This is a genomic window from Rhodoferax sp. BAB1, from assembly GCF_013334205.1.
Classification (GTDB): Bacteria; Pseudomonadota; Gammaproteobacteria; order Burkholderiales; family Burkholderiaceae_C; genus Hylemonella.
Window position 1 is genome coordinate 3,297,888 of sequence record NZ_CP054424.1, and the last position, 24,020, is coordinate 3,321,907.

General features: G+C 66.1%; 22 protein-coding genes and 1 riboswitch. Of the genes, 8 read left to right on the forward strand and 14 right to left on the reverse strand.

Annotated elements, in window-relative coordinates; translation table 11 throughout:
- Positions 1-116: 116 nt before the first annotated feature.
- From metH to HTY51_RS16030, 5 genes are all read right to left on the reverse strand, one after another.
- Entirely contained in the window at positions 117-2,840 is a 2,724-nt protein-coding gene (gene metH / locus HTY51_RS16010; protein ID WP_254606908.1) for a methionine synthase, read from the reverse strand.
- Positions 2,841-2,861: 21 nt separating this feature from the next.
- Positions 2,862-2,929, reverse strand: a riboswitch (S-adenosyl-L-homocysteine riboswitch).
- A gap of 131 nt (positions 2,930-3,060) precedes the next feature.
- Positions 3,061-3,666, reverse strand: coding sequence for a hypothetical protein (locus HTY51_RS16015; protein WP_174253657.1), 606 nt, complete (start codon positions 3,664-3,666; stop codon positions 3,061-3,063).
- Between the two features lie 140 nt (positions 3,667-3,806).
- Positions 3,807-4,853 carry an RNA methyltransferase gene (locus tag HTY51_RS16020; protein ID WP_174253658.1) on the reverse strand — a complete coding sequence of 349 codons (1,047 nt, stop codon included), beginning with the start codon at positions 4,851-4,853 and terminating at the stop codon, positions 3,807-3,809.
- Between the two features lie 37 nt (positions 4,854-4,890).
- Positions 4,891-5,862, reverse strand: a complete 972-nt coding sequence (locus HTY51_RS16025) for a TerC family protein (RefSeq protein WP_174253659.1) — start codon at positions 5,860-5,862, stop codon at positions 4,891-4,893.
- A 241-nt stretch (positions 5,863-6,103) separates the two neighbouring features.
- The gene (locus HTY51_RS16030; protein WP_174253660.1) at positions 6,104-7,153 is read right to left on the reverse strand and encodes a homocysteine S-methyltransferase family protein; all 1,050 of its coding nucleotides are present in this window, start codon (positions 7,151-7,153) and stop codon (positions 6,104-6,106) included.
- Positions 7,154-7,223: 70 nt separating this feature from the next.
- Between HTY51_RS16030 and HTY51_RS16035 the strand changes: the two genes are divergently transcribed.
- Both HTY51_RS16035 and recQ read left to right on the forward strand, forming a co-directional pair.
- Positions 7,224-7,619, forward strand: coding sequence for a rhodanese-like domain-containing protein (locus HTY51_RS16035; protein WP_174253661.1), 396 nt, complete (start codon positions 7,224-7,226; stop codon positions 7,617-7,619).
- Positions 7,620-7,658: 39 nt separating this feature from the next.
- On the forward strand, positions 7,659-9,518 hold the full coding sequence (gene recQ / locus HTY51_RS16040; RefSeq protein ID WP_371733842.1) for a DNA helicase RecQ: 1,860 nt from the start codon (positions 7,659-7,661) through the stop codon (positions 9,516-9,518).
- A gap of 31 nt (positions 9,519-9,549) precedes the next feature.
- Here recQ and HTY51_RS16045 read toward each other — a convergent pair whose 3' ends face one another.
- Positions 9,550-9,852: a hypothetical protein gene (locus HTY51_RS16045; protein ID WP_174253662.1), complete on the reverse strand. Its 303-nt coding sequence runs from the start codon at positions 9,850-9,852 to the stop codon at positions 9,550-9,552.
- Positions 9,853-10,028: 176 nt separating this feature from the next.
- A complete protein-coding gene (locus HTY51_RS16050) occupies positions 10,029-12,359 on the reverse strand; it encodes an ATP-binding protein (RefSeq protein ID WP_174253663.1) in 2,331 nt (776 codons plus the stop codon).
- Between the two features lie 214 nt (positions 12,360-12,573).
- On the opposite strand from HTY51_RS16050, the gene HTY51_RS18760 reads away from it, so the two are divergent.
- Positions 12,574-12,702: a hypothetical protein gene (locus tag HTY51_RS18760; RefSeq protein ID WP_256406031.1), complete on the forward strand. Its 129-nt coding sequence runs from the start codon at positions 12,574-12,576 to the stop codon at positions 12,700-12,702.
- 25 nt (positions 12,703-12,727) lie between these two features.
- On the opposite strand, the gene HTY51_RS16055 is transcribed toward HTY51_RS18760, so the two are convergent.
- From HTY51_RS16055 to modA, 3 genes are read right to left on the reverse strand one after another with little or no spacing between them, the layout of a single operon-like run.
- A complete protein-coding gene (locus tag HTY51_RS16055) occupies positions 12,728-13,885 on the reverse strand; it encodes an ABC transporter ATP-binding protein (RefSeq protein ID WP_174253664.1) in 1,158 nt (385 codons plus the stop codon).
- A complete protein-coding gene (modB, locus tag HTY51_RS16060; protein WP_174253665.1) occupies positions 13,885-14,565 on the reverse strand; it encodes a molybdate ABC transporter permease subunit in 681 nt (226 codons plus the stop codon). Before modB ends, HTY51_RS16055 begins: the two co-directional genes overlap by 1 nt.
- 30 nt (positions 14,566-14,595) lie before the next feature.
- A complete protein-coding gene (gene modA / locus HTY51_RS16065; RefSeq protein ID WP_254606909.1) occupies positions 14,596-15,330 on the reverse strand; it encodes a molybdate ABC transporter substrate-binding protein in 735 nt (244 codons plus the stop codon).
- Between the two features lie 273 nt (positions 15,331-15,603).
- On the opposite strand from modA, the gene HTY51_RS16070 reads away from it, so the two are divergent.
- Entirely contained in the window at positions 15,604-17,484 is a 1,881-nt protein-coding gene (locus HTY51_RS16070) for a phosphoenolpyruvate carboxykinase (GTP) (RefSeq protein ID WP_174253667.1), read from the forward strand.
- An 86-nt stretch (positions 17,485-17,570) separates the two neighbouring features.
- Here HTY51_RS16070 and HTY51_RS16075 read toward each other — a convergent pair whose 3' ends face one another.
- Both HTY51_RS16075 and HTY51_RS16080 read right to left on the reverse strand, forming a co-directional pair.
- Positions 17,571-18,155 carry a DUF6776 family protein gene (locus HTY51_RS16075; RefSeq protein ID WP_174253668.1) on the reverse strand — a complete coding sequence of 195 codons (585 nt, stop codon included), beginning with the start codon at positions 18,153-18,155 and terminating at the stop codon, positions 17,571-17,573.
- 247 nt (positions 18,156-18,402) lie between these two features.
- Positions 18,403-18,933: a hypothetical protein gene (locus HTY51_RS16080; protein WP_174253669.1), complete on the reverse strand. Its 531-nt coding sequence runs from the start codon at positions 18,931-18,933 to the stop codon at positions 18,403-18,405.
- A gap of 118 nt (positions 18,934-19,051) precedes the next feature.
- Between HTY51_RS16080 and HTY51_RS16085 the strand changes: the two genes are divergently transcribed.
- Positions 19,052-20,005, forward strand: coding sequence for a LysR family transcriptional regulator (locus HTY51_RS16085; protein WP_174253670.1), 954 nt, complete (start codon positions 19,052-19,054; stop codon positions 20,003-20,005).
- Positions 20,006-20,089: 84 nt separating this feature from the next.
- Positions 20,090-20,512 carry a universal stress protein gene (locus HTY51_RS16090; RefSeq protein WP_174253671.1) on the forward strand — a complete coding sequence of 141 codons (423 nt, stop codon included), beginning with the start codon at positions 20,090-20,092 and terminating at the stop codon, positions 20,510-20,512.
- 78 nt (positions 20,513-20,590) lie between these two features.
- Here HTY51_RS16090 and HTY51_RS16095 read toward each other — a convergent pair whose 3' ends face one another.
- On the reverse strand, positions 20,591-21,439 hold the full coding sequence (locus HTY51_RS16095) for a M14 family murein peptide amidase A (RefSeq protein ID WP_174253672.1): 849 nt from the start codon (positions 21,437-21,439) through the stop codon (positions 20,591-20,593).
- Positions 21,440-21,482: 43 nt separating this feature from the next.
- Here HTY51_RS16095 and HTY51_RS16100 point away from each other — a divergent pair, with 43 nt between their 5' ends.
- Together HTY51_RS16100 and HTY51_RS16105 are read left to right on the forward strand one after the other, a co-directional pair.
- Positions 21,483-22,001, forward strand: a complete 519-nt coding sequence (locus HTY51_RS16100; RefSeq protein WP_174253673.1) for a flavin reductase family protein — start codon at positions 21,483-21,485, stop codon at positions 21,999-22,001.
- Positions 22,002-22,007: 6 nt separating this feature from the next.
- Positions 22,008-22,904, forward strand: coding sequence for a DMT family transporter (locus HTY51_RS16105; protein WP_174253674.1), 897 nt, complete (start codon positions 22,008-22,010; stop codon positions 22,902-22,904).
- A 25-nt stretch (positions 22,905-22,929) separates the two neighbouring features.
- Here HTY51_RS16105 and HTY51_RS16110 read toward each other — a convergent pair whose 3' ends face one another.
- Complete coding sequence (locus tag HTY51_RS16110; protein WP_174253675.1) at positions 22,930-23,928, reverse strand: tripartite tricarboxylate transporter substrate binding protein; 999 nt, start codon at positions 23,926-23,928, stop codon at positions 22,930-22,932.
- Positions 23,929-24,020 lie beyond the last annotated feature (92 nt).

A 24,020-nucleotide genomic window follows, 5' to 3' on the forward strand; every position in this document is an offset into this window, starting at 1 on the left:
GTGGCAACGCCACCGCCTTCCTCTTCAACGCGGCACGCAGGGGATGGTAGACAAGGTGCTGCGAATCCCGGGCGTCGCAGGTGTAAAACTGCGTAAAGAAGCGAAACGCAAGGGGCTCAGAGATTGGGCGCCAGCAGGCGTTGCAGCTGCTGTTCGCTCATGCCGCGGCGGCGCGCCAGGTCGTGCAGCTGGTCCTCGCCGATGCGGCCCACGTTGAAATAGGCGCTCTGCGGGTGTCCGAGGTAAAAACCGCTGACGCTGGCCGCCGGTGTCATGGCCAGGCTCTCGGTGATGCCCATGCCGATCTCCTCGCACTGCAGCAGCTCGAACATCTCGCGCTTGACGCTGTGGTCCGGGCAGGCCGGGTAACCCGGTGCCGGGCGGATGCCCTGGTACTTCTCGGCAACCATGTCCTCGTTGCTCAGCGCCTCATGGGGCGCATAACCCCAGAGGTCGGTGCGCACCCGGTGGTGCAGGCATTCGGCATAAGCTTCGGCCAGGCGGTCGGCCAGGGCCTTGAGCATGATGGCGGAGTAGTCGTCATGGTCGTCCGTGAAGTACTTCTCCTTCTTCTCCACGCCGATGCCGGCCGTGACGGCAAACACCCCCACGTAGTCGGCCACACCACTGTCCTTGGGCGCGACGAAGTCGGCCAGGCAGCGGCTGGGGCGCATGACACCGTCAATCAGCTGCTTTTCGGTCTGCTGGCGCAGGCCATACCAGGTCATGGCCACGTTGTGGCGACTCTCGTCGGTATACAGCTCGATGTCGTCGTCGTTCACGCTGTTGGCCGGGTACAGGCCCAGCACGGCATTGGCCGTGAGCCAGCGGCCCTCGATCAGGCGCTGCAACATGCGCTTGCCATCCGAAAAAACACGCTGCGCCTCCGTGCCCACGACTTCGTCCTTGAGGATGGCCGGGAAGGGGCCGGCCAGGTCCCAAGTCTGGAAGAAGGGACCCCAGTCAATGTATTTCGCCAGCTCGGCCAGGTCGAAGTTCTTGAACACACGCCGGCCGATGAACTTGGGTTTCACTGGCGCGTAGCCGTCCCAGACCATGGGCGTCTTGTTGGCACGCGCACGGTCCAGACTCCAAAGCGGCGTCTGCTTCTTGTTCGCGTGTTGCAGGCGCACCTTGTCGTAATCGGCATTCAGATCGATGATGTACTGCGCCGCCTGCTCGCTCAGCAGGCCCTGCGCGACGCTCACGCTGCGCGAGGCATCGGGCACGTAGACCACCGGGCCTTCGTAATGCGGTGCGATCTTGACCGCCGTGTGCACGCGGCTGGTGGTGGCGCCGCCGATCAGCAGCGGGATCTTGCGGATGCGGAAATGGTCGTCCTTCTGCATCTCGGCGGCCACGTACTGCATCTCCTCCAGGCTGGGGGTGATGAGCCCGGACAGGCCGACGATGTCCGCGCCCTCGACCTTGGCCATGGCCAGGATCTCGTGGCAGGGCACCATGACGCCCATGTTGATGACCTCGAAGTTGTTGCACTGGAGCACAACCGTGACGATGTTCTTGCCGATGTCGTGCACGTCGCCCTTGACGGTGGCGATCACGATCTTGCCCTTGGCGCGCACGTCCTGGCCGGCGGCTTCCTGCTGGCGCTTCTCTTCCTCGATGTAGGGGATCAGGTGGGCCACGGCCTGCTTCATCACACGCGCGCTCTTGACCACCTGGGGCAGGAACATCTTGCCGGCGCCAAAGAGGTCGCCGACGATGTTCATGCCGTCCATCAGCGGCCCTTCGATCACGTGCAGCGGGCGCCCGCCCTGGGCCAGGATGGCCTGGTAGGCCTCTTCGGTGTCGGTGGTGATGTGGTCGGTGATGCCGTGCACCAGCGCATGGCTCAGGCGTTGCGCCACCGTGCCGCTGCGCCACTCGTTTTTCTTGCTGTCGTCCTTGGCCGCGCCCTTGGCGGTCTCGGCGATCTCGACCAGGCGCTCGCCGGCGTCAGGGCGGCGGTTCAGCACCACGTCTTCCACACGCTCGCGCAAGGCGTGCTCCAGATCGTCGTAGACGCCCACCATGCCGGCGTTGACGATGCCCATGTCCATGCCGGCCTTGATGGCGTGGTACAGGAACACGGTGTGGATGGCCTCGCGCACCGGGTCGTTGCCGCGGAAGCTGAAGGAGACGTTGGACACGCCGCCGCTGACCTTGGCGCCGGGCAGGTGGTGCTTGATCCAGTGCGTGGCCTCGATGAAGTCCACGGCGTAGTTGTTGTGCTCTTCGATGCCGGTGGCGATGGCAAAGATGTTGGGGTCGAAGATGATGTCCTCGGGCGGAAAATCGACCTCCTCCACCAGGATGCGATAGGCGCGCTCGCAGATCTCGATCTTGCGTGCATAGGTGTCGGCCTGGCCTTTCTCGTCGAAAGCCATGACCACCGCGGCCGCGCCGTAGCGCTTGACCAGCCGGGCCTGGCGCTTGAACTCCTCGACACCCTCTTTCATGGAGATGGAGTTGACGATGCCCTTGCCCTGGATGCAGCGCAGGCCGGCCTCGATCACGCTCCATTTGGAGGAGTCGATCATGATGGGCACGCGCGCGATGTCGGGCTCGCTGGCGATCAGGTTCAGAAAACGCACCATGGCGGCCTGGCTGTCCAGCATGGCCTCGTCCATATTGATGTCGATGACCTGGGCGCCGTTTTCCACCTGCTGGCGCGCGACGGCCAGGGCTTCCTCGAACTGGCCGTTGAGGATCAAACGCGCAAAGGCCTTGGAGCCGGTGACGTTGGTGCGTTCGCCGATGTTGACGAAGAGGCTGTCGGCGCCGATGAGCACCGGCTCCAGGCCGGACAGCTTCATGGGAGGGACGGAAATTTCGGACATGGGCTCACCTGGAAAACATGAAACAGGTGAGCGTCGTTGAGTCATCCAAGCCTGACGACACGGCGGCCGCTGCAACGCTCCTTGGAAGAGCCGTGATTCTACGCGCTGTATGCGTCAGGCGCGGTGGGGGTGCTGAATGAGGCCTGGGCACGCAAGGCCGGCCTCACTGAGGCACTGCACCGCGCGTAAGCCCCCGGCGATGGGGGCGGGCCACCAAGCTTCAGTAGTAGAACATCAGACCGAGCGCGACATGGCTGCCATCACGCTTTCTCGTGTCCCAGCTTGCATCCTTGGCCTTGAAACTCTCGTTCACGTAGCGCAGGTACATCCCGATCACAGGCTGTCGGTCAGACTTGGATGGTGCGCCGAAGAGATACTGTGCCTCCCCCACCGCGCCCGTGGAACTTTCATACGCCTTGTGCAAACCTTCGTACGTGCCGCCGCCCTGCATCTTGGCGCTTTGCGATTTACGCGCACCGAGTCCCAGCCGGAATTGCTCGGTCACTGAATAAAAGCCCAGCAATTCCAGAGGTACACGGGAGAACACGAAGTTGGCGTCCGCGCCATCTATGCTGTCTCGGTGGTAACCCATGCTGCCCTGGATTGCAAACCGGTCCGACAAGCGAACATCCCCGCCCAAGGCCAACGTTCCACCTCGCCCGGCCCTCAGATTCCAGGGCTCGCCGGAAGGGAGCCAAGTTCCGCTGAGTACCGGATCCCCGCCAACGGCATAACCAACACTGCCAAAGAAACGCAGTGTGGGTGCATCGGCCTGCGCGACCACGGCGGCGCAAGCGAGCGCGAGCCCGATCAGACTCTTCTTCATGGATTTCCTCCCTGGATATCATTAAAAATCTCGCAGTGATTTTTCCATGCCTGTCGCAGCGGTCCAAGCCATACACGCATCAGGGCCCGCAATTTGTTGTTAAGCCACCACCCGGATGCACCGCATCCATCAGCACGGGCTTACGTTGAACGCACGGAAATGACACGCCGCTCACCCGCAGCCCGCGCCCGCAACTGACCGCAGCCACCGTCCACATCCTGCCCGGCCGACTGGCGCAGCTTGGTCAGGATGCCGCGCTGGTGCAGCTGGCGCGCCAGTTCGACCGCCTGCGCCGTGTCGGGTCGACGATAGGGCATGCCTTCCACGGTGTTGTAGGGAATCAGGTTGAGGATGGCGTATTTGCCATGCAGCAGGCGCACCAGGCCCTCGACTTCCTCATCCGTATCGTTGATGCCTTCGAGCAGCGTCCACTGGTACTGGATAGGGTAGCCGCTGGCGCGTGCATACCGTTCGCCCACGTCTACCAGCTCTTCGGGCGACATGCGTGGCGCACGCGGCAGCAAGCGGGCGCGCAACTCGGCCCGCGTGGTGTGCAAGGAGAGCGCCAGCGCCGGCCTCACCTGCCCTTCGCCGCGGCTCAGCAAAGCCTCGAAAGCACGCGGATCGCCCACGGTGGAGAAGACCAGGTTCTTGTGGCCGATGTTGCCGGCCGTGCCCAGCAGGTCGATGGCCTCCAGCACGTTGTCCAGGTTGTGTGCCGGTTCGCCCATGCCCATGAACACGACGCGCTGGACCGGGCGGCGCTGGCGCGCCAGCGCCACCTGGGCCACGATCTCGGCGCTGCCGAGCTGACGGATCAGTCCGGTGGTGCCGGTCATGCAGAACACACAGCCCACGGCACAGCCGACCTGGGTGGAGACACACAAAGCCGGTGTACGGCCTGGCGGCATGTGCACGCTTTCCACCAGCTGGCCGTCGGCCAGCGCCACGACGCGGCGCTGCGAGCCGTCCTCGCCCGGGTGCTCCGAATGCACGGTCGCCAGCGCCGCCAGCTCCCGCTCGAGCTCCGGCAAGGCCTGCCTGAGCGTGGTGGGCAAGAAATTCTCGATCGGCCGGCTGCCGTGCGTCTGCGGTAAGGCCTGCGACCAAAGGCGCAGCACGCGATGCTCGTGACGGGGGTTGGCGCCGAGCGCCCGCAGGCGCTGGCGCAGTTCTTCGATCTGCATGGCTAAGGGCTCCGGGCCCTGACCCGGGCCCGCGCCCTTAGCTTACCCGTTTGTCCGCCGGCTGCCTGGAGGACGTGCGCACGCTCCAGACCATGGTCACGGCCAGGATGCCCACCACCACGGCCAGCGAGACCGCCACCGGGATCTTGAAGATGTCGATCAGCATCATCTTGGTCCCGATGAAGACCAGGATCACGGCCAGCCCGTAATTGAGCAGGTGGAAGCGGCTGGCCACCGCCTGCAGCAGGAAGAACATGGCACGCAGGCCCAGGATGGCAAACACATTGCTGGTCAGCACGATGAAGGGGTCCTGCGTGATCGCGAAGATGGCCGGGATCGAGTCGACGGCAAAAATCACGTCGGTCAGTCCCACCAGGGCCACCACCATCAGCAGCGGCGTGGCGATGCGTTTGCCATTCTCGACGGTCCAGAACTTTTCGCCGTCGAACTCGCGGCTCACCGGCATCACACGCCGCAGGAGCTTGAGCGCCGGGTTGTCGTCCAGGCTGCCCTCCTTGCCGGCGGCCCACCACATCTTGATGCCGGTGAGCACCAGGAAACCACCAAAGACGTAGAGGATCCAGTGGAACTGCGTCAGCAGCCAGCTGCCGACCAGGATCATCACCGTGCGCAGCACGATGGCGCCGATGATGCCGATCATCAGCACCCGCTTCTGGTAGGCCGGCGGCACCGCGAAGTAGGTGAAGATCATCAGGAAGACGAAGATGTTGTCGACCGCCAGGCTCTTCTCGATGAGATAGCCGGTGAGGAATTCGAGCGACTTCTCGTTGGCGACCTCGCGGGAACCCGAGGTTTCAAGCACCGCCCACCAGAGCAGGCCATTGAAGAGCAGGCTCAGGACGACCCACACGATCGACCAGTTCAGGGCTTCCTTGACGCCCACCGCATGGGCGCCCTGTTTCTTGAGGACGACGAAATCGACGAAGAGTGCCGCCAGGACGAAGGCGACAAAAACGATCCACAGCCAGAGTGGCGCAATGCTTTGCATGATCAAGACCTCGTTTGCCAGTGTTGAAGAACACCCGCAAGGTCTTGCCGGACCACCTGCTTGCACTGCCGGTGGCTGAGGGTCCCGGCCGCTGTTTTCCAGCGGCGTATTGACGTGACCCCCGCAGGCTGCGCGGGCATGCACGCCCGGCGGTCTGCTTGACTACTCCCCTTGATGGGAAGCCTGATTGTGCCGCCTGGCTCATTTCCCCAGCAAGTCTGGGGATCAAGCCGCTGCGGTTTCAGGCGGCTTCGCGGTAGAAGGGGCCGGCGCTGCCCAGCACCCGGGTCGGCAGCGGCGACACCGCGTCGTGGATCGCGGCGATGTGCTCGGGTGTGGTGCCGCAGCAGCCGCCCACGATGTTGACCAGGCCCTCGGCTGCAAACTCGCGCAGCAGGCGACTGGTGACGTCGGGTGTCTCGTCGAAGCCGGTTTCGCTCATGGGATTGGGCAGGCCGGCGTTCGGGTAGCAGCTGATGTAGGTATCGCTGGCCACCTTGGCCAGTTCCTGGATGTAGGGACGCATCAGCGCCGCGCCCAGGGCGCAGTTCAGTCCCACGGCCAGAGGCCGGGCATGCCGCACGCTGTGCCAGAAGGCGGTGACGGTCTGGCCACTGAGGATGCGGCCCGAGGCATCGGTCACGGTGCCGCTGATGATCAGCGGCAGGCGCTCACCGGATTTCTCGAAGTACTCGTCGATGGCGAACAGCGCCGCCTTGGCATTGAGCGTGTCGAAGATGGTTTCCACCAGCAGCACGTCGGCGCCACCCTCGACCAGGGCCTCGACCTGCTCGTAGTAGGCCGCGCGCAACTCCTCGAAGCTGGTGTTGCGCGCCCCCGGGTCGTTCACATCCGGGCTGATGCTGGCGGTCTTGGGCGTGGGGCCCAGGGCCCCGGCCACGAAGCGCGGATGGTCCGGCGTGCTGTACTTGTCGCAGGCCTCGCGCGCGATGCGGGCCGAGGCCCGGTTCATCTCGCGCGCCAGATGGGCCATGTCGTAGTCGGCCTGGGCCACGGTGGTGGCACCGAAGGTGTTGGTCTCGACCAGGTCGGCACCGGCGGCCAGGTAGCCCTCATGGATGTCGCGAATGATGTCCGGGCGCGTCAGGGACAGCAGCTCGTTGTTGCCCTTGACGTCCTTGTGGAAATCCTTGAAGCGCTCGCCGCGGTACTGGGCCTCGTTCAGCTTGAAGCGCTGGATCATGGTGCCCATGGCGCCGTCCAGGACGGCGATGCGGCGGGCGAGGATACCGGGCAGGGTTTGGGCGCGGGTGTAGTGCAGCGACTTCATAGGCCTCTATTGTAGAAAGGCCGGCCTGGCAGGCCCGGCGCGAACCCAAAACCCGGGACAATAGAGCCCCATGAAACACCTCTTGCCCAAGGAAGCCTGGGAGTTCCTGCAGCAACAGCCGACGACGCTGTTCGTCGACGTGCGCATGGAAATCGAGTCTCTTTATGTCGGGCGCCCCCCGGGCGTGATCAACATCCCCTGGTATGAGTACCCGGACCTCACGCCGGATCCGGCGGGTTTTGTGGCTGCCGTCGAACGCGAAGCCGGCGGCGACAAAAGCCGCCCGGTGGTGCTGCTGTGCCGCAGCGGCAAGCGCACGCTCGATGCCGGACAGGTCCTGGCCCAGGCCGGCTTCAGCGCGATCTACAACGTGCTGCACGGCTTCGAAGGCGACCTGGACGACCACTTCAAGCGCTCCACCCTCAACGGCTGGCGCTTTGACGGGCTGCCCTGGGAGCAGATGTGAACACCCTGGCCGGCCGCTCCTGCCTCACGCCTTGCTGACTTGAACGCCACATCCGCCTTGTCTCCCCAGGACATCCTGCGCCGCGTCTTCGGCTACGAGTCCTTCCGGGGTCCGCAACAGGCCATCGTCGAGCACGTGGTCGGCGGCGGCGATGCGCTCGTACTCATGCCCACGGGGGGTGGCAAGTCCCTGTGTTACCAGGTCCCGGCCATCGCCCGCCAGCAGGCGGGGCACGGCACGGCCATCGTGATCTCGCCGCTGATCGCCCTGATGCACGACCAGGTCGGCGCCCTGCACGAGGCCGGCGTGGAAGCCGCCTTCCTGAACTCCAGTCTTTCGGGTGAGGAAGCCGCACAGGTCGAAAAGCGCCTGCTGCGCGGTGAGCTGACCCTGCTCTACGCGGCGCCCGAGCGTGTCACCACTCCGCGCTTCCTGGCCCAGCTCGATGCGCTGGCCGAGCGCGGGCAGGTGGCCCTGTTCGCCATCGACGAGGCGCACTGTGTGAGCCAGTGGGGCCACGACTTCCGGCCCGAGTACCGCGCGCTCACGGTTTTGCACGAGCGCTACCCCGGCGTGCCGCGCATCGCGCTGACCGCCACCGCCGATGCCCTGACGCGCGCCGACATCCTGGAGCGCCTGCAGCTCGAAGAAGCGCAACAGTTCGTCAGCAGCTTCGACCGGCCCAACATCCGCTACACCATCGTCGAGAAGAAGGACGCGCTGACCCAGCTGCTGCGTTTCATCGAGCGCGAACACGCGGGGGATGCCGGCATCGTCTACTGCCAGTCGCGCAAGCGCGTGGAAGACGTGGCGCAGTCCCTGGTCGAAGCCGGCATCGCGGCCCTGCCCTACCACGCCGGCCTGGATCAGGCGGTGCGGCAGCAGAACCAGAACCGTTTCCTGCGCGAGGAAGGGCTGGTGATGGTGGCCACCATCGCCTTCGGCATGGGCATCGACAAGCCCGACGTGCGTTTCGTCGGCCACCTGGACATGCCCAAGAACATCGAAGGTTATTACCAGGAGACGGGACGTGCCGGACGCGATGGCGCGGCCGCTGACGCCTGGATGGCCTACGGCCTGCAGGACGTGGTGAACCAGCGCCGCATGATCGACGAAAGCCCGGCCGGCGAGGATTTCAAGCAGGTCATGCGCGGCAAGCTCGACGCCCTGCTGGCCCTGGCCGAGGCCACGGACTGCCGGCGGGTGCGTCTGCTGGGCTATTTCGGCGAAAAGAGCGAACCCTGCGGCAACTGCGACAACTGCCTGCACCCGCCGGCCGTGCAGGATGGCAGCGAACTGGCGCGCAAGCTGCTGAGCTGCATCTACCGCGTGCAACAGGCCAGCGGCATCAGCTTCGGCGCTGGCCACATGATGGACATCCTGCGCGGCAAGCAGACCGAGAAGGTAGCCCAGTACGGCCACGAACAGCTCAGCACCTTCGGCATCGCCAGGGAGGCCAGCGAAAGCGAACTGCGGGCCGTGCTGCGCCAGCTGATCGCGATCGGCGCGGTGGCGGTGGACGGGGGCATGTTCAACACCCTGCGGCTGACCGACGGGTCCCGGGCCGTGCTCAAGGGGGACGTGAAGGTGCAGCTGCGCGAGTCGGTGGCAACGCCCTCACCGAAGCGCAGCCGCCGTAGCGGCGCCCTGGCACCGGCAGCGCAGGCGCTGGGGGTGGACGACCAGGTGCGCTACATCAACCTGAAGACCTGGCGCGCCGAGGTGGCGCGCGAGCACAACCTGCCGGCTTATGTGATCTTTCACGACGCCACGCTGGCGGAGATTGCGCGACGCCGCCCGCAGACCCTGGAGGACCTGCAGGGCATCAGCGGCATCGGCGCCAAGAAGCTGGAAGCTTATGGCGCCGAGGTCTTGCGGGTGGTGGCAGACGGGGCTTGAAGGGCGGCCTGCCGGCGCCCTGGTTTTCCGCTCAGTGGCGGCGGAAATTGCTTTCGTAGGACATGGCCGCCGCCGACATGGTGTTCTGCAGACGCTCGATGGCGCGGCTGTGGCGCTGCATCTTGGAGCTGTCGCACAGTTGCTGGCGGTGGTGCTGCATGAGCTTGTCGAACTTGGTGCGGCAGGGCTCCAGCACGCCGGCCAAATGCAGGGCGATGTAGGCCACGTGGTCGGCCTGGGTCTGGCGGAACTCGTCGGTCCACTGCTTGAAAAGCTGCCACTTGTAAGTACCTTTTTCCGGCACTTTGATGATGTCTTTGCGTAGAGTCGTCATAGCTGTCCTCTGCGGCGGGTCCAACGTCGGGGCTCTGGCACTTGCCAGCCCGGCCGGTTTTCCCGGCATCCGCCATGAGCTTATGACGCCGCAGCCATGTAAACGGTTGACATAGACCCGGCGGACCCGACCAACAGGCTGTGTCCAGGGGTAACAAACCCCCGAAATTCACGGGGTTATTGCATGAAACCGACGCCCCGGCTTTCCCGCACTTCGGGCTTGACGCGGTGCTCGGCTTCCAGCTGTTCTATGAACTCCAGCGGACCAAAACCCGCGCCCAGAATGCCCGCCTGTCGCTGCACCGCAGCAAAGTCGCCCAGGCAGAGCTGGTCCAGCCGGTCCAGCCGCTGCTGCAGGCCAGGATCGAGCTGCCCGGCCTGGCCGCCCAGAACTTCGGCCACGAACATGGCGCGGCGCTGCTCCTGCGTCAGCGCCTTGAAGCGGATCTTGAAGGTGAAGCGCCGCAAGGCCGCCTGGTCGATGCGGTCGAACAGGTTGGTCGTGCAGATAAAAACCCCCTTGTGGCGCTCCATGCCCTGCAGCATCTCGTTGACCTCGGTCACTTCGTAGGTGCGCTGGGCGCCGCGGCGGTCCTGCAGGAAGCTGTCGGCCTCGTCCAGCAGCAGCAAGGCATTTTCGGCCTCGGCCTCGGCGAACATGGCGGCCATGTTCTGCTCGGTCTCGCCGATGAACTTGCTGACCAGGTCGCTGGCCTGGCGGATCATCAGCGGCCGACCCATCTGCTCGGCCAGGTGGGCGGCCAGCGCGGTCTTGCCGCTGCCCGGCGGCCCGTAAAAGCAGAGGCTGCCGTGGCCACGCGTCTGCAGGGCCTGCACCATGCGCGGCAACTCGAAACGGCTCTCCACATTCAGCAGGGCCAGGTCGTAACGCGTGTCCAGGGGCCGCGCCGGTGCGTTTTCGCGCCGGCTGCCCAGGGCCAGATCGGCGTTGCGCAGCTGCCGCTCGATCAGCGCCTCCAGCCCCCCCTGGGCGTTCGCCTCCTCCTGCGCCGGGACGACCAGGCCGGCAAAACGCACGGCGGTATGGATCTGGGCCGGCGTCAGTCCCTTGCGCGCCACGAGCCGGGCGACGAAGGCATCGGACACGGCCACCCCCTCCAGGGCCCGGTGCACCAGCTGCTCGCGCGCACCGGGCGGCGGCGACTTCAGCTCCAGGTGGTAGGCAAAACGGCGCCGGAAGGCCGGGTCGATCTGCTCGATGCGGTTGGTCACCCAGACGGTCGGCACGGCGTTGGACTCCAGGATCTGGTTGACCCAGGCCTTGCCGCTGACGCTGCTGGAGGCCGGCGCCCCGGTCTTCTCGGCGCGCACCAGCAGCTGGGCCGCCTCGCTGGAGATGGGCGGGAAGACGTCTTCCACCTCGTCGAACAGCAGGGCCGACTGCGCGCTGCCCTTGAGGAAGACCTGCGCGATCTGCAGCGAGCGGTAGCGCTCGCGCCCGCTGAGCGAATTGCCGTCGCGGTCAGCGTACTCCACTTCAAACAACTCCAGCCCGGCGGCCTGAGCCGCCACCTTGGCCAGCTCGGTCTTGCCGGTCCCCGGCGGGCCGTAGAGCAGCACATTCACGCCCACCTCGCGCCGCGCCACAGCGTTGCGCAGCAGGGTCGCGAGCATCTGGGCCTCCTCGCCGACAAAGGCGAAGTCCTCCAGCACCAGGCTGCTCTTGCTGGCCGGGCGGGTGAAGACGGCCATCAGCTCGGCCTGGTCGCGGTAGGCGCGCATGAGCACCGGCGGCAATTTCTCGCTGACCTTCATCAGGTCGGCCAGGTCGGTGATGTTGTGCTCGGAGATCAGGTTGTCCACCAGGCCAATGCGCTCCAGCCGCGAGCCGGTGCGCAGGGCCTCGCCCACCTCCTCGGCCTTGACCCCCGCCACCTCGGCAATCACCGCATAGGCCTCGGCGGCGTTGTTGACCTTGAACTCCACCAGCAGGCTGCGCAACTCGCGCTGGTAGCGCGTGAGGGTGCCGTAGAGCAGCAGCGCGCGCTCGGCCTGGTTGAGCTGCAGCAGCTTGGCCAGGGCGTCGATGTTCTTCTGCACCAGCGTCGACTGCTTTTTCAGCGTCTGGCGCAGCCAGTCGCCCGTGGCGCCCAGCACCGCGAGCAGGTCGCGCGGCTGGCTCTTGGCGTAATCGTCCAGGTAGAAGAACAGCGTGCCCTCCTCATAGGGCCCGCGCCAGTCGCCGTAACGCGCCAGAAAGCCCTCCATGTCCAGGGCTTCGTGACCGGACCAGTGTTCGTTGCCCGCGCAGCGCCAGGCCAGGTAATCACGCAGACGTTGCAGCACCGGCTGCGGCCAGACCAGATGCCGGCCGGCCAGGTCGATCACGCCGTGCAGGTCGCGCCGCGCGTTGAAGGCGCCACCCATGCGGCTGACCAGGGTCAGTACGAAATGCGAGCACATCAGGTCCAGCACCGGCGCATCGCGCAGGCCAGGCGAGGCCAGCAAGGGCCCGTATGCCTTGTCGATCGTCAATCGCTTGACCATGCAATGCCCTCCATCAGGACCTGCTCCCTGGACGCATTCACGATAGCGCAGTCCACGGCCGCTGGGAAGCCCCGGCCCGCCATGCCCCCCCGGCCGGCCGGTGCTTGACTTCTGCTGCGCTCCGGTACACCCTTGCCGGTTGCCTGCCCCGGGCGGTGCCGGGTTCGCCATGTAAAATGCGCGCTGTCGTTTATCCGTCTATTGAGGAAATACCATGTCCCACGAGCCGTCCCAGTCCGACGATCCCATCGAGAACATCGTGCATTCGGCACCGGTGGTCATCCCTGTGCTGGGTGGCCTGATGATTTTCCTGCTCGCCTTCATCGCCGTTTTCATGGCCTGAATGCCCCCGCCCGGCGCGCGGCGCTTCAGCCGCCCGTGCGCTGCGGCATGATGTGGATCCCCTGCCGGGGGATCTGCACCAGCAGTTTCCCACCCACGTCCGATCCCAGTCGCCGCAATTGAGCGGTCGACAGATTGAGCGTCAGCTTCTCCGACGGCAGCCCCTCGGGCACCAGCGTACACAGGCTGGTCTCGCCCAGAGCCAACACCTCCACCAGTTCGCAGCGCAGCAGGTTGTGTTTCTCGCCGGCCGGCTGCGCAGCATCCGCCCGCAGCACGTCCACGTGCTCCCCCGCCAGCACCCAGGTCACGGCCACGCCGTCGTCCAGGCGGTGCTTGTCGATCACCTGCAGATCCAGCCCGGCATCGTCCCGGCCCTCCCAGCGCAGCACGCCCTGGTCGCCAGGTAAACGCCGGAAGCGGCCGCGGAAGTGGTTCTGAATCCCTACCAGGTCGGCCACGCGGGCATTGCGCGGGCTGGAAAACACGCGCTCGGGTGGCCCGCTTTGCAGCGTGGTGCCGGCATCGACGATCACGACACGGTCGGCCAGGCGGCGCGCTTCCGACAGATCATGCGTGACCAGCACCATGGGCGTGGAGACCTGCTGGCGCAAGGCGGCAAGCTCGCGGTAGAGCGTCTGGCGTGTCGGCGCGTCCACCGCGGAGAAAGGCTCGTCGAGCAGCAGCACCCCGCCCTGTTCAACCGCGCCATCCTGCGGCCGCAGGATGCGGCGCAGGGCCCGGGCCAGCGCCACACGTTGCTGCTGGCCGCCCGAGAGCTGGGCCGGCCGCCGCTGTTCCAGCCCGGCCAGGCCCAGCCGCTCGAACAGGGCGCGCAGCGAGGCGTCCTGCCGGATGTCCAGGCTGGACGGGCAGGCCACGGCCACGTTTTCCAGCGCACTGAGATGCGGAAACAGGGCGTAGTGCTGGAACACCAGCCCCACGCGGCGCTGCTGCGGCGTCAGGCGGATGCCACGTGCGCTGTCGAACCAGGGCTGATCCCCGACCTGTACCGTGCCCTGCAGCTGGGGCGCACGCAACAGTCCGGCCACTGCGCGCAACAGCGAGGTCTTGCCACTGCCCGAGGGGCCGACCAGGGCGATCAGTTCGCCGGCCTCGCACTCGAATTCGGCCGCCAGCGGCATGGGCGCCAGATTCTGCAGACGGACCTGGAGCCTGCCCATCAACGCTCCTGCAGACTGCGCGCCGCTGCCTGGCGGCGATCGGCGGCAAACACCAGCGCCAGCGCCAGCAGCGAGAACAACACCAGCGCCAGCGCCATGCCGTGCGCGCCAGCCAGGTCGAAGGCCTGGACCCGGTCGTAGATGGCCACGCTCAGGGTGCGTGTCTCCCCCGGGATGCTGCCGCCCACCATCAGCACCACGCCGAATTCGCCCAGGGTGTGTGCCACTGTCAGCGCCACGCCGGCCAGCAGGCCGGGCCAGGCCAGCGGCAACTCGATGCGCCAGAAGGTCTGCCACACACTCAGGCCCGAGACCCAGGCCGCTTCGCGCAGGCTGTGCGGCAGGGCGGCAAAGGCACGCTGGATGGGCTGCACCATGAAAGGCAGGTTGACCAGCAGACTGGCCAGCAACAAGCCCTCGAAGCTGAAAACCAGGCGCAGGTTCAGCGTCGAGCCCAGCCAGGCGCCGAGGGCCGAGCCCTGGCCGAAGACCAGCAACAGGTAAAAACCGATCACCGTGGGGGGCAACAGCAGCGGCAACATGAGCAGCGCCTCCACCAGCGGCTTGCCGCGCCAGGCACTCAGCGCCAGCCAGCGTGCCAGCCACAGGCCCGGCGGCAGCAGCAACAGCGCGGTGGCTGCGGCGAGCAACAGGGAAACGCGGGCGGCCTGGTAATCCATGCGCCGATTATGTCCGGCCGCCCCTAGGCTTCAGACCATGAAGCCATATCGCCGGAACACCGCCTGAGCCGACGGCGTCTGGAGGTAGGCATAGAGGCGCTCGGCTGCAGGGGGGGCGTCTTTCAGCACCACCATGCGCTGGCGCATGGGCTGGTGCAGGCTTTCCGGAAGGACGATATGCCGCACCTGGCGCGCCACCTCCGGAGCCAGGGCCAGGGCCAACGCGGTGATGCCGGCCTGGGCGGCGCCGGTCGTGACGAACTGGGTGGCCTGGGCGATGTTCTCGCCCAGCACCAGTCTGGTTTTGGCCATGCTCCACACATCCAGCTTCTCCAGCGCTTGCTGGGCGGCCCGCCCATAGGGTGCATGCTCGGGGTTGGCGATAGCGAACTTGCCGACCCGGGACCATCCCGCCTGCAAGCCCTTGAGTTCCGGGTCCAGTTGCAGCGTCGAGGCCGCCGGCACGATCAGCGCAATCCGCCCCAGGCCGTAGACCACGCCGCGATCCGCCAGCCCGTCCGGCAGCCGTCGCGTCAGACCGGCCTCGACCAGTTGCAAGACCCAGCCCTCGTCGGCCGACATGAAAAGATGCACCGGCAGGCCTTGCCGGATCTGGCGCGCAAAGTTGCCGGATGATCCAAAACTGGCCTCGACCCTGAGGCCGGTTTCCTTCTGGAAGGTCTCCAGCAGCTGAGCCAGTACAAACTTCAGATCGCTGGCTGCGGCGACGCGCAGCACGGGCTGGCTGGCCCAGGCGGTCGGCATCGTCAGGCCCAGGGCCAGCAGGCCCAGACCGTGTCGCCGCCGCAGGCCTGAGCCTGTTCTGGCCGCCCGGTTTTGATGAGGCATAAAGTTATGCATGTTTTGCATGGATTTTGCTCGTAACCTGAATGTAACCCCGGATCCAGTTCATACAATGGCCCGCACACCGGTGCCAGCCGCCTCGCGGGGCCACAGGCGCCAGGCATTTTCCGGAAGCTGCGGGCCAAACCACGCGGGCCGGTTTCGAACAGATCACCATAACCAGGAGCCTAATCCATGAATTCTCCCGTGATGCAGGGCCTACACCTCAATGCCCCGAGCCATGTGAAACACGCCAGGCTGCTGGCCTGGGTGGCCGACATGGCCGCCCTGTGCAAACCCGACGCCATCTACTGGTGCGATGGCAGCGACGCCGAATACCAGCGCCTGTGCGACCAACTGGTCTCCGCCGGCACCTTTACCAAACTCAACGAAGCCAAGCGCCCCAACAGCTACCTGTGCCGCTCCGACGCCAGCGACGTGGCCCGCGTGGAAGACCGCACCTTCATCTGCTCGGCCCGCAAGGACGACGCCGGCCCGACCAACAACTGGATCGAGCCCACCGAGATGCGCGCGCTGCTGCAGTACGGCAAGGCCGACGGCACGCCCGCCCTCTTCAACGGCTGCATGAAGGGCCGCACCATGTACGTGGTGCCCTTCTCCATGGGCCCGCTGGGCAGTGACATCGCCCACATCGGCGTCGAACTCTCCGACAGCGCCTATGTGGCCGTCAACATGAAACTCATGACCCGCATGGGCAAGGCCGTCTACGAGGTGCTGGGCACCGACGGCGACTTCGTGCCGGCCATGCACACCGTGGGCGCCCCCCTGGCCGCTGGCCAGCAGGACAGCCCCTGGCCCTGCAACCAGACCAAGTACATCGTGCACTACCCCGAAACGCGCGAGATCTGGTCCTACGGTTCCGGCTACGGTGGCAACGCCCTGCTGGGCAAGAAGTGCTTCGCGCTGCGCATCGCCTCCAACATGGGCCGCGACGAGGGCTGGCTGGCCGAGCACATGCTGATCCTGGGTGTGACCAGCCCCAAGGGCAAGAAGTACCACGTGGCCGCCGCCTTCCCCAGCGCCTGCGGCAAGACCAATTTCTCGATGCTGGTCCCGCCTGCCGGCTTCGAAGGCTGGAAGGTCACCACCATCGGCGACGACATTGCCTGGATCAAGCCGGGCAAGGACGGCCGCATGTACGCCATCAACCCGGAAGCCGGCTACTTCGGCGTGGCCCCCGGCACCAACTACAAGACCAACCCGAACTGCATGGAGTCGCTCAAGAGCGACGTGATCTACACCAACGTCGCTCTGACCGATGACGGCGACGTCTGGTGGGAAGGCATGGACGGCGCCGCGCCGGCCCACGCCATCGACTGGCAGGGCAAGGACTGGACGCCGCAGATCGCCAAGGAAACCGGCGCCAAGGCGGCCCACCCGAACTCGCGCTTCACCGTGGCGGCGACCAACAACCCGGCCCTGGACCCTGAATGGGACAACCCCAAGGGCGTGACCATCGACGCCTTCATCTTCGGTGGCCGTCGCTCCAACACCGTGCCGCTGGTGACCGAAGCCCGCAACTGGGTCGAGGGCGTGTACATGGCCGCCACCATGGGCTCCGAGACCACGGCCGCCATCATCGGCCAACAGGGCGTGGTGCGCCGCGACCCCTTCGCCATGCTGCCCTTCACCGGCTACCACATGGGCGACTACTTCCAGCACTGGCTCAACCTGGGCGAGAAGGTCGCCGCCCAGGGTGGCCGCCTGCCGTCCATCTTCACGACCAACTGGTTCCGCAAGGGCGAGGACGGCAAGTTCGTCTGGCCCGGTTACGGCGAAAACATGCGCGTGCTCAAGTGGATGATCGATCGCATCGAGGATGAGGTCCAGGGCAAGGAGCACTTCTACGGCCTGACCCCGAGCTATGACGAAGTCAACTGGAAGGGCCTGGACTTCACGCCCGAGCAGTTCCACGCCGTGACCAGCATCGACAAGGCCCTGTGGCTGCAGGAACTCAAGCTGCACGACACGCTGTTCGAGCAGATCGACGCGCGCCTGCCCAAGGCGCTGCGCGACACCCGCCAGCGCATCGAAAAGCTGCTGACCGCCGGCTGATCCTGCTCTTGCCGACATGAAAAAAAGCCACCGCATGCGGTGGCTTTTTTGCTGGGCAGCCCAGCCAGCGGCTGGCCAACCGGCCTTCAGTTCTGCTCGGCGGGTGTCACGCTGACACCCCGGCTGGCGCGGATGTTGCCCGAGCTCTCCCGCAGCCTGAGCGCGACGGTTTCCGGCACCAGGCCAGCCGGCATCTGTATCCGGCCATCGGTCTTCAGGTAGCGGCCAACCCGCATCCGGAACTTGCCTTCGGCTCTTTGCCCTGTCGGGGGATACGTCCAGACCGTCGGGCGCCCCTCCAGGACCCCCTGCACCAGGAATTCCAGCGTCCCCTCATAAAGACGCCCTTCGTTCGAAATCGCAAACTCATAACGCAGCAGGCCGGGGGCGGCGCCGTCACGGACGACGCTCAGGGCCTGGATGTCCAGGCCTTCTTCCTGGCGCAAGGCCATCACGTCCTGGTCCTGTCTTGCCGGTTCCGGGATCTCCGGCGCCTGCAGTGCCAGTTCGGGCTGGCTGGGCATTGCCTGGGCCGGCCGCTCCAGCCCCAGCCGGTAACGTTCGAAGTGCATGCCCGCATAGAACAGCCCCGCGCACACCAGTGCCACACCCGTGACTCTGAAGCCGCTTTGCATGATGGCCTTCCAGCGTGGCAAGGGTTCGTTGATCACGATGCTTGGCGGCATCCGCGCAAACAAAGTCCGACCGATAAAAAAAGTCATGCCCATGTGTCTCTGAATCTTTGCTCCGCTGGCGAAACACCCGCAGCTGGATGTCCTGTGCATGATGCCATGCACGCCCTGATTGCAACTGCCGTCCGATTATCAACCGGGACTTGCACTCGCACATGTGAAAAAGCCACCGCAAGCGGTGGCTTTTTCCTGCGCGGCGCTGGCGTCGCGGTCAGCCCGGCCCGGATTATTCGTTCCAGACACGCTGCGTCAGACGCGCAACGCGGGCCGCGGCAGCGTAATTCAGTGCCGGGGCGGCCGTCGTGCCAAGCACGGCATCAGCGACTTCGGTGACATCGCTTTCAGCGCGGCTGGCGGCTGCCTGGATGTCCGCCATCACGCGGGAATCCTTGCGGGCCAGATCCAGCAGACGCTCGTCGGCACGGCGACGGGCCACGCCTTGCGACCAGCCGTCCAGACCTTCCATGACACGCCCCGCGACGTTGCGGGCCGTCGGCGCCAGCAGGGCCAGCGCGCTGAAGCCGATCACCCACATCAGCACCCATGCCGCCAGCAGATGCCCGTCGGCCCAAGTATCCATGAGTTGGTCGGCCACCACGACCAGGGTGGCCACCATGGCAGCCAGCAGCAAGGCCGCCAGACTGCGGGTCGGATTCAGGCCCTTGCGCAGGCTGTCGGCTGCGCTGATCACGCGCTCGAAACGGTCCACGCCCGGATGGGTGGTGGAGTAATCAAGGTGAATGAAGCTGTTGTTCATGGTGGACCTCCTGCTTGGTGTATTGGCTGCAATGGGGTGATATTAGGGTTTTCACTACTGCGACTCAACTTTATCTTCATGATGGTTGCTATTCATACTGGTGATATATGATGGCTCCATGGCCGAACTCAACTTCCGCACCCTGGACCTGAACCTGTTGCGGGTCTTCAACGAGGTCATGACCGAGCGAAGCCTGACGAAGGCCGCCGGCAAGCTTGCGCTCACTCAGCCGGCCGTGAGCAATGCCCTGCGGCGGCTGCGCGAGACTCTGGGCGACGAACTGCTGCGCCGCAAAGGCCAGGGCCTGGAGCCCACGCCGCGCGCCCTGGCCCTGTGGCCCACGGTGCAGCAGGCCCTGCGCCAGTTGGAGGAAACGCTGGCGCCCGGGCGCTTCGTGCCGGGACAGGCCACCACCACCTTCGTGCTGGCCATGGCCGACGCCACGGCCGCCGAACTGATCCCGGGCCTCATCAGGGTCATCGACCAGGACGCGCCGGGCGTGACCATCCGGGTCGTGCCGCTGACCACGCGCGACCCGCGCCGCCTGCTCGACGAGGAAGCCGCCGACCTGGCGATCGGCTACTTTCCGGCCGTGCTGGCCTCCCTCACCGCCCAGGCCCAGGCCGGCGAAACCGTGGCCTTCGACCACCAGGGCCTGTACCTCAGCAACTACGTCTGCGTGATGCGACGCGACCACCCCCTGGCCCGCGAAGAGCTGACGCTGGACCGGTACTGCGCGGCACGCCACCTGCTGGTCAGCTTCTCGGGCCGGCCCTACGGCTTCATCGACGAGGCCCTGGCCGGATTGGGCCGGCGGCGCCATATCGTGCTCACAGTCAACCAGTTCTTCACCGCCGGCCGCGTGGTGGCCACCTCCGACCTGCTCACCGTGCTGCCGCGCCACTTCGTCAGCGTCACCGGCATCGCCGACCAGCTGGTGCTGCGTGAACTGCCCTTCGTGGTACCCGCGGTGCACGTGGATGCGCTGTGGCACCGGCGCCTGCAGCACAGCGGTGCGCACACCTGGTTGCGTGAAGTGCTGGCACGCCTGCCGCAGCAGCGGGATAAGTAATACCCCTTCTTATTGACCCGGGTCAATCGGATCTACGATGCTGCCGATACACTCCGGTTCACCGAAAAAAGAAAGGAAACCCCCATGAAAATTCTTCTGGCCGTTGATGGCAGCGAGTACACCAAGAAGATGCTGGCCTACCTGACCACCCATGAAGGGCTGTTCAGCGGCGACAACAGCTACACGATCTTCACCGTGCAACCCGCCCTGCCGCCCCGCGCCCGCGCCGCCGTCGGCAAGGAAATCGTGGACAAGTACTACAGCGAAGAAGCCGAAAAGGTGCTGGGCCCGGTCTCCAAGTTCCTGGCCCGCCACGGCATCGAGGCCAAGAGCAACTGGAAAGTCGGCCACGCCGGTGAAACCATCGCCAAGGTCGCCGATGCCGGCAAGTTCGACCTGCTGGTCATGGGCTCGCACGGCCACGGCTCCCTGGGCAATCTGGTCATGGGCTCGGTCGCCACCCAGGTGCTGGCCCACTGCGGCGTGCCGGTGCTGCTGGTCCGCTAAGCCACACGCTTCCTCACGCGCGCCGTCACCACTGCCATGCGGCGGTTGACGGCGTTTTTGCGTCCGCCGGCTGGCCCCTCAGCGTTGCAGGGGCACTCCCTGCGGCTCGGCCACCACACCGGCCAGGGTCACGCCCATCCACTTCTGCAGATCGGCCCACATGCGCTGGATTTCCACATTGCGTGGCGTCAGCAGCGCGCTGGGCAATTCGATCGTCACCACCGGCATGCCCTTGTGCACGCCACCGTAGTTGCCCAGCGAGCCCGGGAAAATACCCACCTGGTCCAGGTAGAGCCGCCCCAGGCGACGCGGTGGCTCGATCGGGCCGTCGAAGTCCAGCACACCATAGGGCGCGTGGATGCTGACGATCAGGTTGGGTTTGAAGCGCTGCATCTCGTCGTGCAGGTAGCGGCTCTCGGGCTCGCTCAGCGGGGTCTTGCCGGGCCAGCGGCGCGGGTCCTTGCGGGTGCGTTTTTCCCAATAGAAAGCCGCGTCGCGCTCCCAGTTGGGCGTGGGGAAATTGCGGTTGAGGTCCACCCCGTTGGCATTCATCCGGCGCGCCGGCTTGTCGAACAGGCCGTCGGGGTTGAGCGCCGGGATGAAGCGCCAGTGGATCTGCTCGGGCGAGCCTTGCGCCAGCCGGATCCAGTGCAGCGCCACCGAGGCCGATGACAACTCGTCACCATGCATGCCGCCGATCACCAGCACGCGCAGACGCGTCGTGGCCGGTAACACGTCACGCGTGTAGATCATCCGGCCCCTGACGCTGCGGCCCTCGCCGGGTTGCAGCTGCGCCGACTGGCACAGGGCCCAACTCACGTTCGGCAGGCGCGCATAGAACTCGTCACAGGCACGTTCGTTGGCCTGCGCGCCCATGGCCAGCAGCAGCGGCACTGCGGCTGCCGCCATCCGTTTACAGAAACCCATGCCGGCATTCTAGGGCGCCCCCAAATTCAGGTAAATTGCACGCATGTCCGTTTCTTCCCCGGGACCGCACGCCCGCCCGCCGAGCTTCACCCAGGCCGAGTTCCGCGCAGCCCTGGGCATGTTCGCCACCGGCGTCACCATCGTCACCGCGCGTGCGGCCAACGGCAAGCTGGTGGGACTGACCGCCAACTCCTTCAACTCGGTTTCCCTGAACCCGCCGCTGGTGCTCTGGAGCCTGGCGCGTGCAGCCGCATCGATGGCCGTGTTCAGCACCGGTTCGCATTACGCCATCAACGTCCTGGCCGCCGACCAGCAGGCCCTGGCCCAGCGCTTCGCCGCCAAAGGCGTGGACCGCTGGGCGGGCGTGGACCACGCCGAAGGCCTGGCTGGTGCCCCGCTGCTGGCCGGCGCGGCGGCCAGCTTCGAATGCTTCAACCGCAGCCGTTATGAAGAAGGCGACCATGTGATCTTCGTCGGCGAAGTCGAGCGCTGCACCCACCGTGCCGATGCCTCGCCCCTGCTCTTCCACGGTGGCCGTTTTTACGCCGAGCATCCCCTCTGATTTCTGATGAGCCAACGCAAGGACCATCTCGACGGCCTGGCCGCCGGCATCCTGCTGGCCTGCTGCATGTTCTGGGGCTTCCAGCAGGTGCTGGTAAAGGCCACGCTGCCAGAGTTGCCCCCCATCTTCCAGGCGGCCCTGCGTTTCGTCGGGGCCACGGCCTTGCTCATGCTCTGGTGTCGCTGGCGCCGTGTGCCCCTCTTCACGCATGACCAGACGCTGTGGCCCGGCCTGCTGGCCGGCGCCCTGTTTGCCGCCGAGTTCGCCTGCCTCTACATCGGCCTGCAATACACCAGCGCCTCGCGGCTGACGGTCTTCCTCTACACCTCCCCCTTCTGGGTGGCGCTGCTGCTGCCGCTGCTGGTACACGCCGAACGCCTGCGCGCCCTGCAGTGGGCCGGGCTGCTGCTGGCTTTCCTGGCCATGGTGTTTGCCCTGCGCGAAAGCTTTGTGGCCCCGCAGTCCGAAAACCAGCTGCTGGGCGATGCGCTGGCACTGGCGGGCGGCCTGGCCTGGGGCCTGACCACCGTGACGATCCGGGCCAGCCGGCTGGCCCGGGCCTCGGCCGAGAAACTGCTGTTCTACCAAGTGGCCGTGAGCGCGGCCGTGCTGCCGCTGCTCTCGCTGACGCTCGGTGAGAACTGGACCTGGCAGTTCAGCCCCTTTGCCCTCGGCTCGCTGCTGCTGCAGACCGTGGTCGGCGCCTTCGCCAGCTACCTGGTCTGGATGTGGATGCTGGGGCGCTACCCGGCGACGAAAATCTCGGCCTTCGCTTTTCTCACACCCCTGTTCGCGCTGCTCTTCGGCGCGCTCTGGCTGCAGGAGCCGCTCACGCCCAGCCTGCTGGCCGCCCTGGCCCTGGTGGCCGTGGGCATCGTGCTGGTGAACCGGCGCGCCGGCTGAGCGGTCTCGCGCCCAGCCACACCCCTCAGATCTTGCCGGCCGCCTTGAGGCGGTCGATCGTGGCCTTCTCGGCCGCGAAGGTGCGATCGGCGTAGGCCGTGTACTCGGCCGTGCTCATGTAGATCGCCGGCATGTAGAACTTGTCCAGCGTGTCGATCACGCGCTGGTCCTCCAGTGTTCTGCGGAAAGCATCGTGCAGGACCTTGACCAGGGCCGGGTCCATGTTTTTCGGGCCGCCGATGCCGAAGGGCGACTCGGTCACCGTGTCCCAGCCGCTTTCCTTGACCGTGGGCACGTCGGGGAAGGCCTTGTTGCGCTTGCTGCCCAGCGTGGCCAGCAGGTTGAGTTTGCCGGCCACGACGTGCGGCGCGAACTCGGTGGTGCCGCTCATGAGCGGAATGTGGCCCCCCAGGATGGCCTGCAGGATCTCGGCCGAACCCTTGTAGGGGATGTCCTGCAGCACGATGCCGGCCTTGGACGCGAACTCCTCGATGGCCAGGTGCGGCGTGGTACCGGTACCGGTGTGGCCGTAGTTGACCTTGCCGGGATTGGCCTTGGCATAGGCCACCATCTCCTTGAGCGTCTTGTAGGGCGCGTCGGGGCGCGCGGCCAGACCGAAGGTGTAGCCGGTGAGGCAGACGATGTGCGTGATGTCCTTGACCGGGTCGAAGCTGGTCTTCTGCATGTGCGGAATGCGGTAGATGCCCAGCGGCAGCTGCGTGAGCGTGTAACCATCCGGCTTGGCGTTCACCATGGCGGCCGCACCCAGGGTGCCGCCGGCGCCCGGCTTGTTCTCGATGATGACGGTGCCGCCCAGCGCGCGCGCGGCGCTCTCGCCAAAGGCGCGCATCACGGCGTCACTGCTGCCGCCGGTGGGCCAGGGCGTGATCAGGGTGATGGGGCGATTGGGAAACTTGTCCTGCGCCAGCGCCCAGGGACTGACCAGGGCCGGTGCGGCGGCCAGCGCGGCGCTGCGCGTGATGAGCTGGCGGCGGCTCAGGGTAGGTTTGGAGGATACGGTCATGAGGGTCTCCTGTTGTAGATCTGCCATGACATTGTGATCCGCCCGTCATGGGCGGACTGTCACCTAAGTTCACCGCCTTTATAGTGCAAGGC

What these genes read in the sequence shown, in the direction of transcription:
- metH (WP_254606908.1), bottom strand. Translation starts at nt 2,840, where the DNA reads ATGTCCGAAATTTCCGTCCCTCCCATGAAGCTGTCCGGCCTGGAGCCG.
- HTY51_RS16105 (WP_174253674.1), top strand. Translation starts at nt 22,008, where the DNA reads ATGAGCCAACGCAAGGACCATCTCGACGGCCTGGCCGCCGGCATCCTG.
- HTY51_RS16085 (WP_174253670.1), top strand. Translation starts at nt 19,052, where the DNA reads ATGGCCGAACTCAACTTCCGCACCCTGGACCTGAACCTGTTGCGGGTC.
- HTY51_RS18760 (WP_256406031.1), top strand. Translation starts at nt 12,574, where the DNA reads ATGTCCCACGAGCCGTCCCAGTCCGACGATCCCATCGAGAACATCGTG.
- modA (WP_254606909.1), bottom strand. Translation starts at nt 15,330, where the DNA reads ATGCCGACCGCCTGGGCCAGCCAGCCCGTGCTGCGCGTCGCCGCAGCC.
- HTY51_RS16020 (WP_174253658.1), bottom strand. Translation starts at nt 4,853, where the DNA reads ATGCAGATCGAAGAACTGCGCCAGCGCCTGCGGGCGCTCGGCGCCAAC.
- HTY51_RS16110 (WP_174253675.1), bottom strand. Translation starts at nt 23,928, where the DNA reads ATGACCGTATCCTCCAAACCTACCCTGAGCCGCCGCCAGCTCATCACG.
- HTY51_RS16025 (WP_174253659.1), bottom strand. Translation starts at nt 5,862, where the DNA reads ATGCAAAGCATTGCGCCACTCTGGCTGTGGATCGTTTTTGTCGCCTTC.
- HTY51_RS16090 (WP_174253671.1), top strand. Translation starts at nt 20,090, where the DNA reads ATGAAAATTCTTCTGGCCGTTGATGGCAGCGAGTACACCAAGAAGATG.
- HTY51_RS16055 (WP_174253664.1), bottom strand. Translation starts at nt 13,885, where the DNA reads ATGGGCAGGCTCCAGGTCCGTCTGCAGAATCTGGCGCCCATGCCGCTG.
- HTY51_RS16100 (WP_174253673.1), top strand. Translation starts at nt 21,483, where the DNA reads ATGTCCGTTTCTTCCCCGGGACCGCACGCCCGCCCGCCGAGCTTCACC.
- HTY51_RS16050 (WP_174253663.1), bottom strand. Translation starts at nt 12,359, where the DNA reads ATGGTCAAGCGATTGACGATCGACAAGGCATACGGGCCCTTGCTGGCC.
- HTY51_RS16095 (WP_174253672.1), bottom strand. Translation starts at nt 21,439, where the DNA reads ATGGGTTTCTGTAAACGGATGGCGGCAGCCGCAGTGCCGCTGCTGCTG.
- HTY51_RS16015 (WP_174253657.1), bottom strand. Translation starts at nt 3,666, where the DNA reads ATGAAGAAGAGTCTGATCGGGCTCGCGCTCGCTTGCGCCGCCGTGGTC.
- HTY51_RS16030 (WP_174253660.1), bottom strand. Translation starts at nt 7,153, where the DNA reads ATGAAGTCGCTGCACTACACCCGCGCCCAAACCCTGCCCGGTATCCTC.
- modB (WP_174253665.1), bottom strand. Translation starts at nt 14,565, where the DNA reads ATGGATTACCAGGCCGCCCGCGTTTCCCTGTTGCTCGCCGCAGCCACC.
- HTY51_RS16070 (WP_174253667.1), top strand. Translation starts at nt 15,604, where the DNA reads ATGAATTCTCCCGTGATGCAGGGCCTACACCTCAATGCCCCGAGCCAT.
- HTY51_RS16035 (WP_174253661.1), top strand. Translation starts at nt 7,224, where the DNA reads ATGAAACACCTCTTGCCCAAGGAAGCCTGGGAGTTCCTGCAGCAACAG.
- HTY51_RS16045 (WP_174253662.1), bottom strand. Translation starts at nt 9,852, where the DNA reads ATGACGACTCTACGCAAAGACATCATCAAAGTGCCGGAAAAAGGTACT.
- HTY51_RS16080 (WP_174253669.1), bottom strand. Translation starts at nt 18,933, where the DNA reads ATGAACAACAGCTTCATTCACCTTGATTACTCCACCACCCATCCGGGC.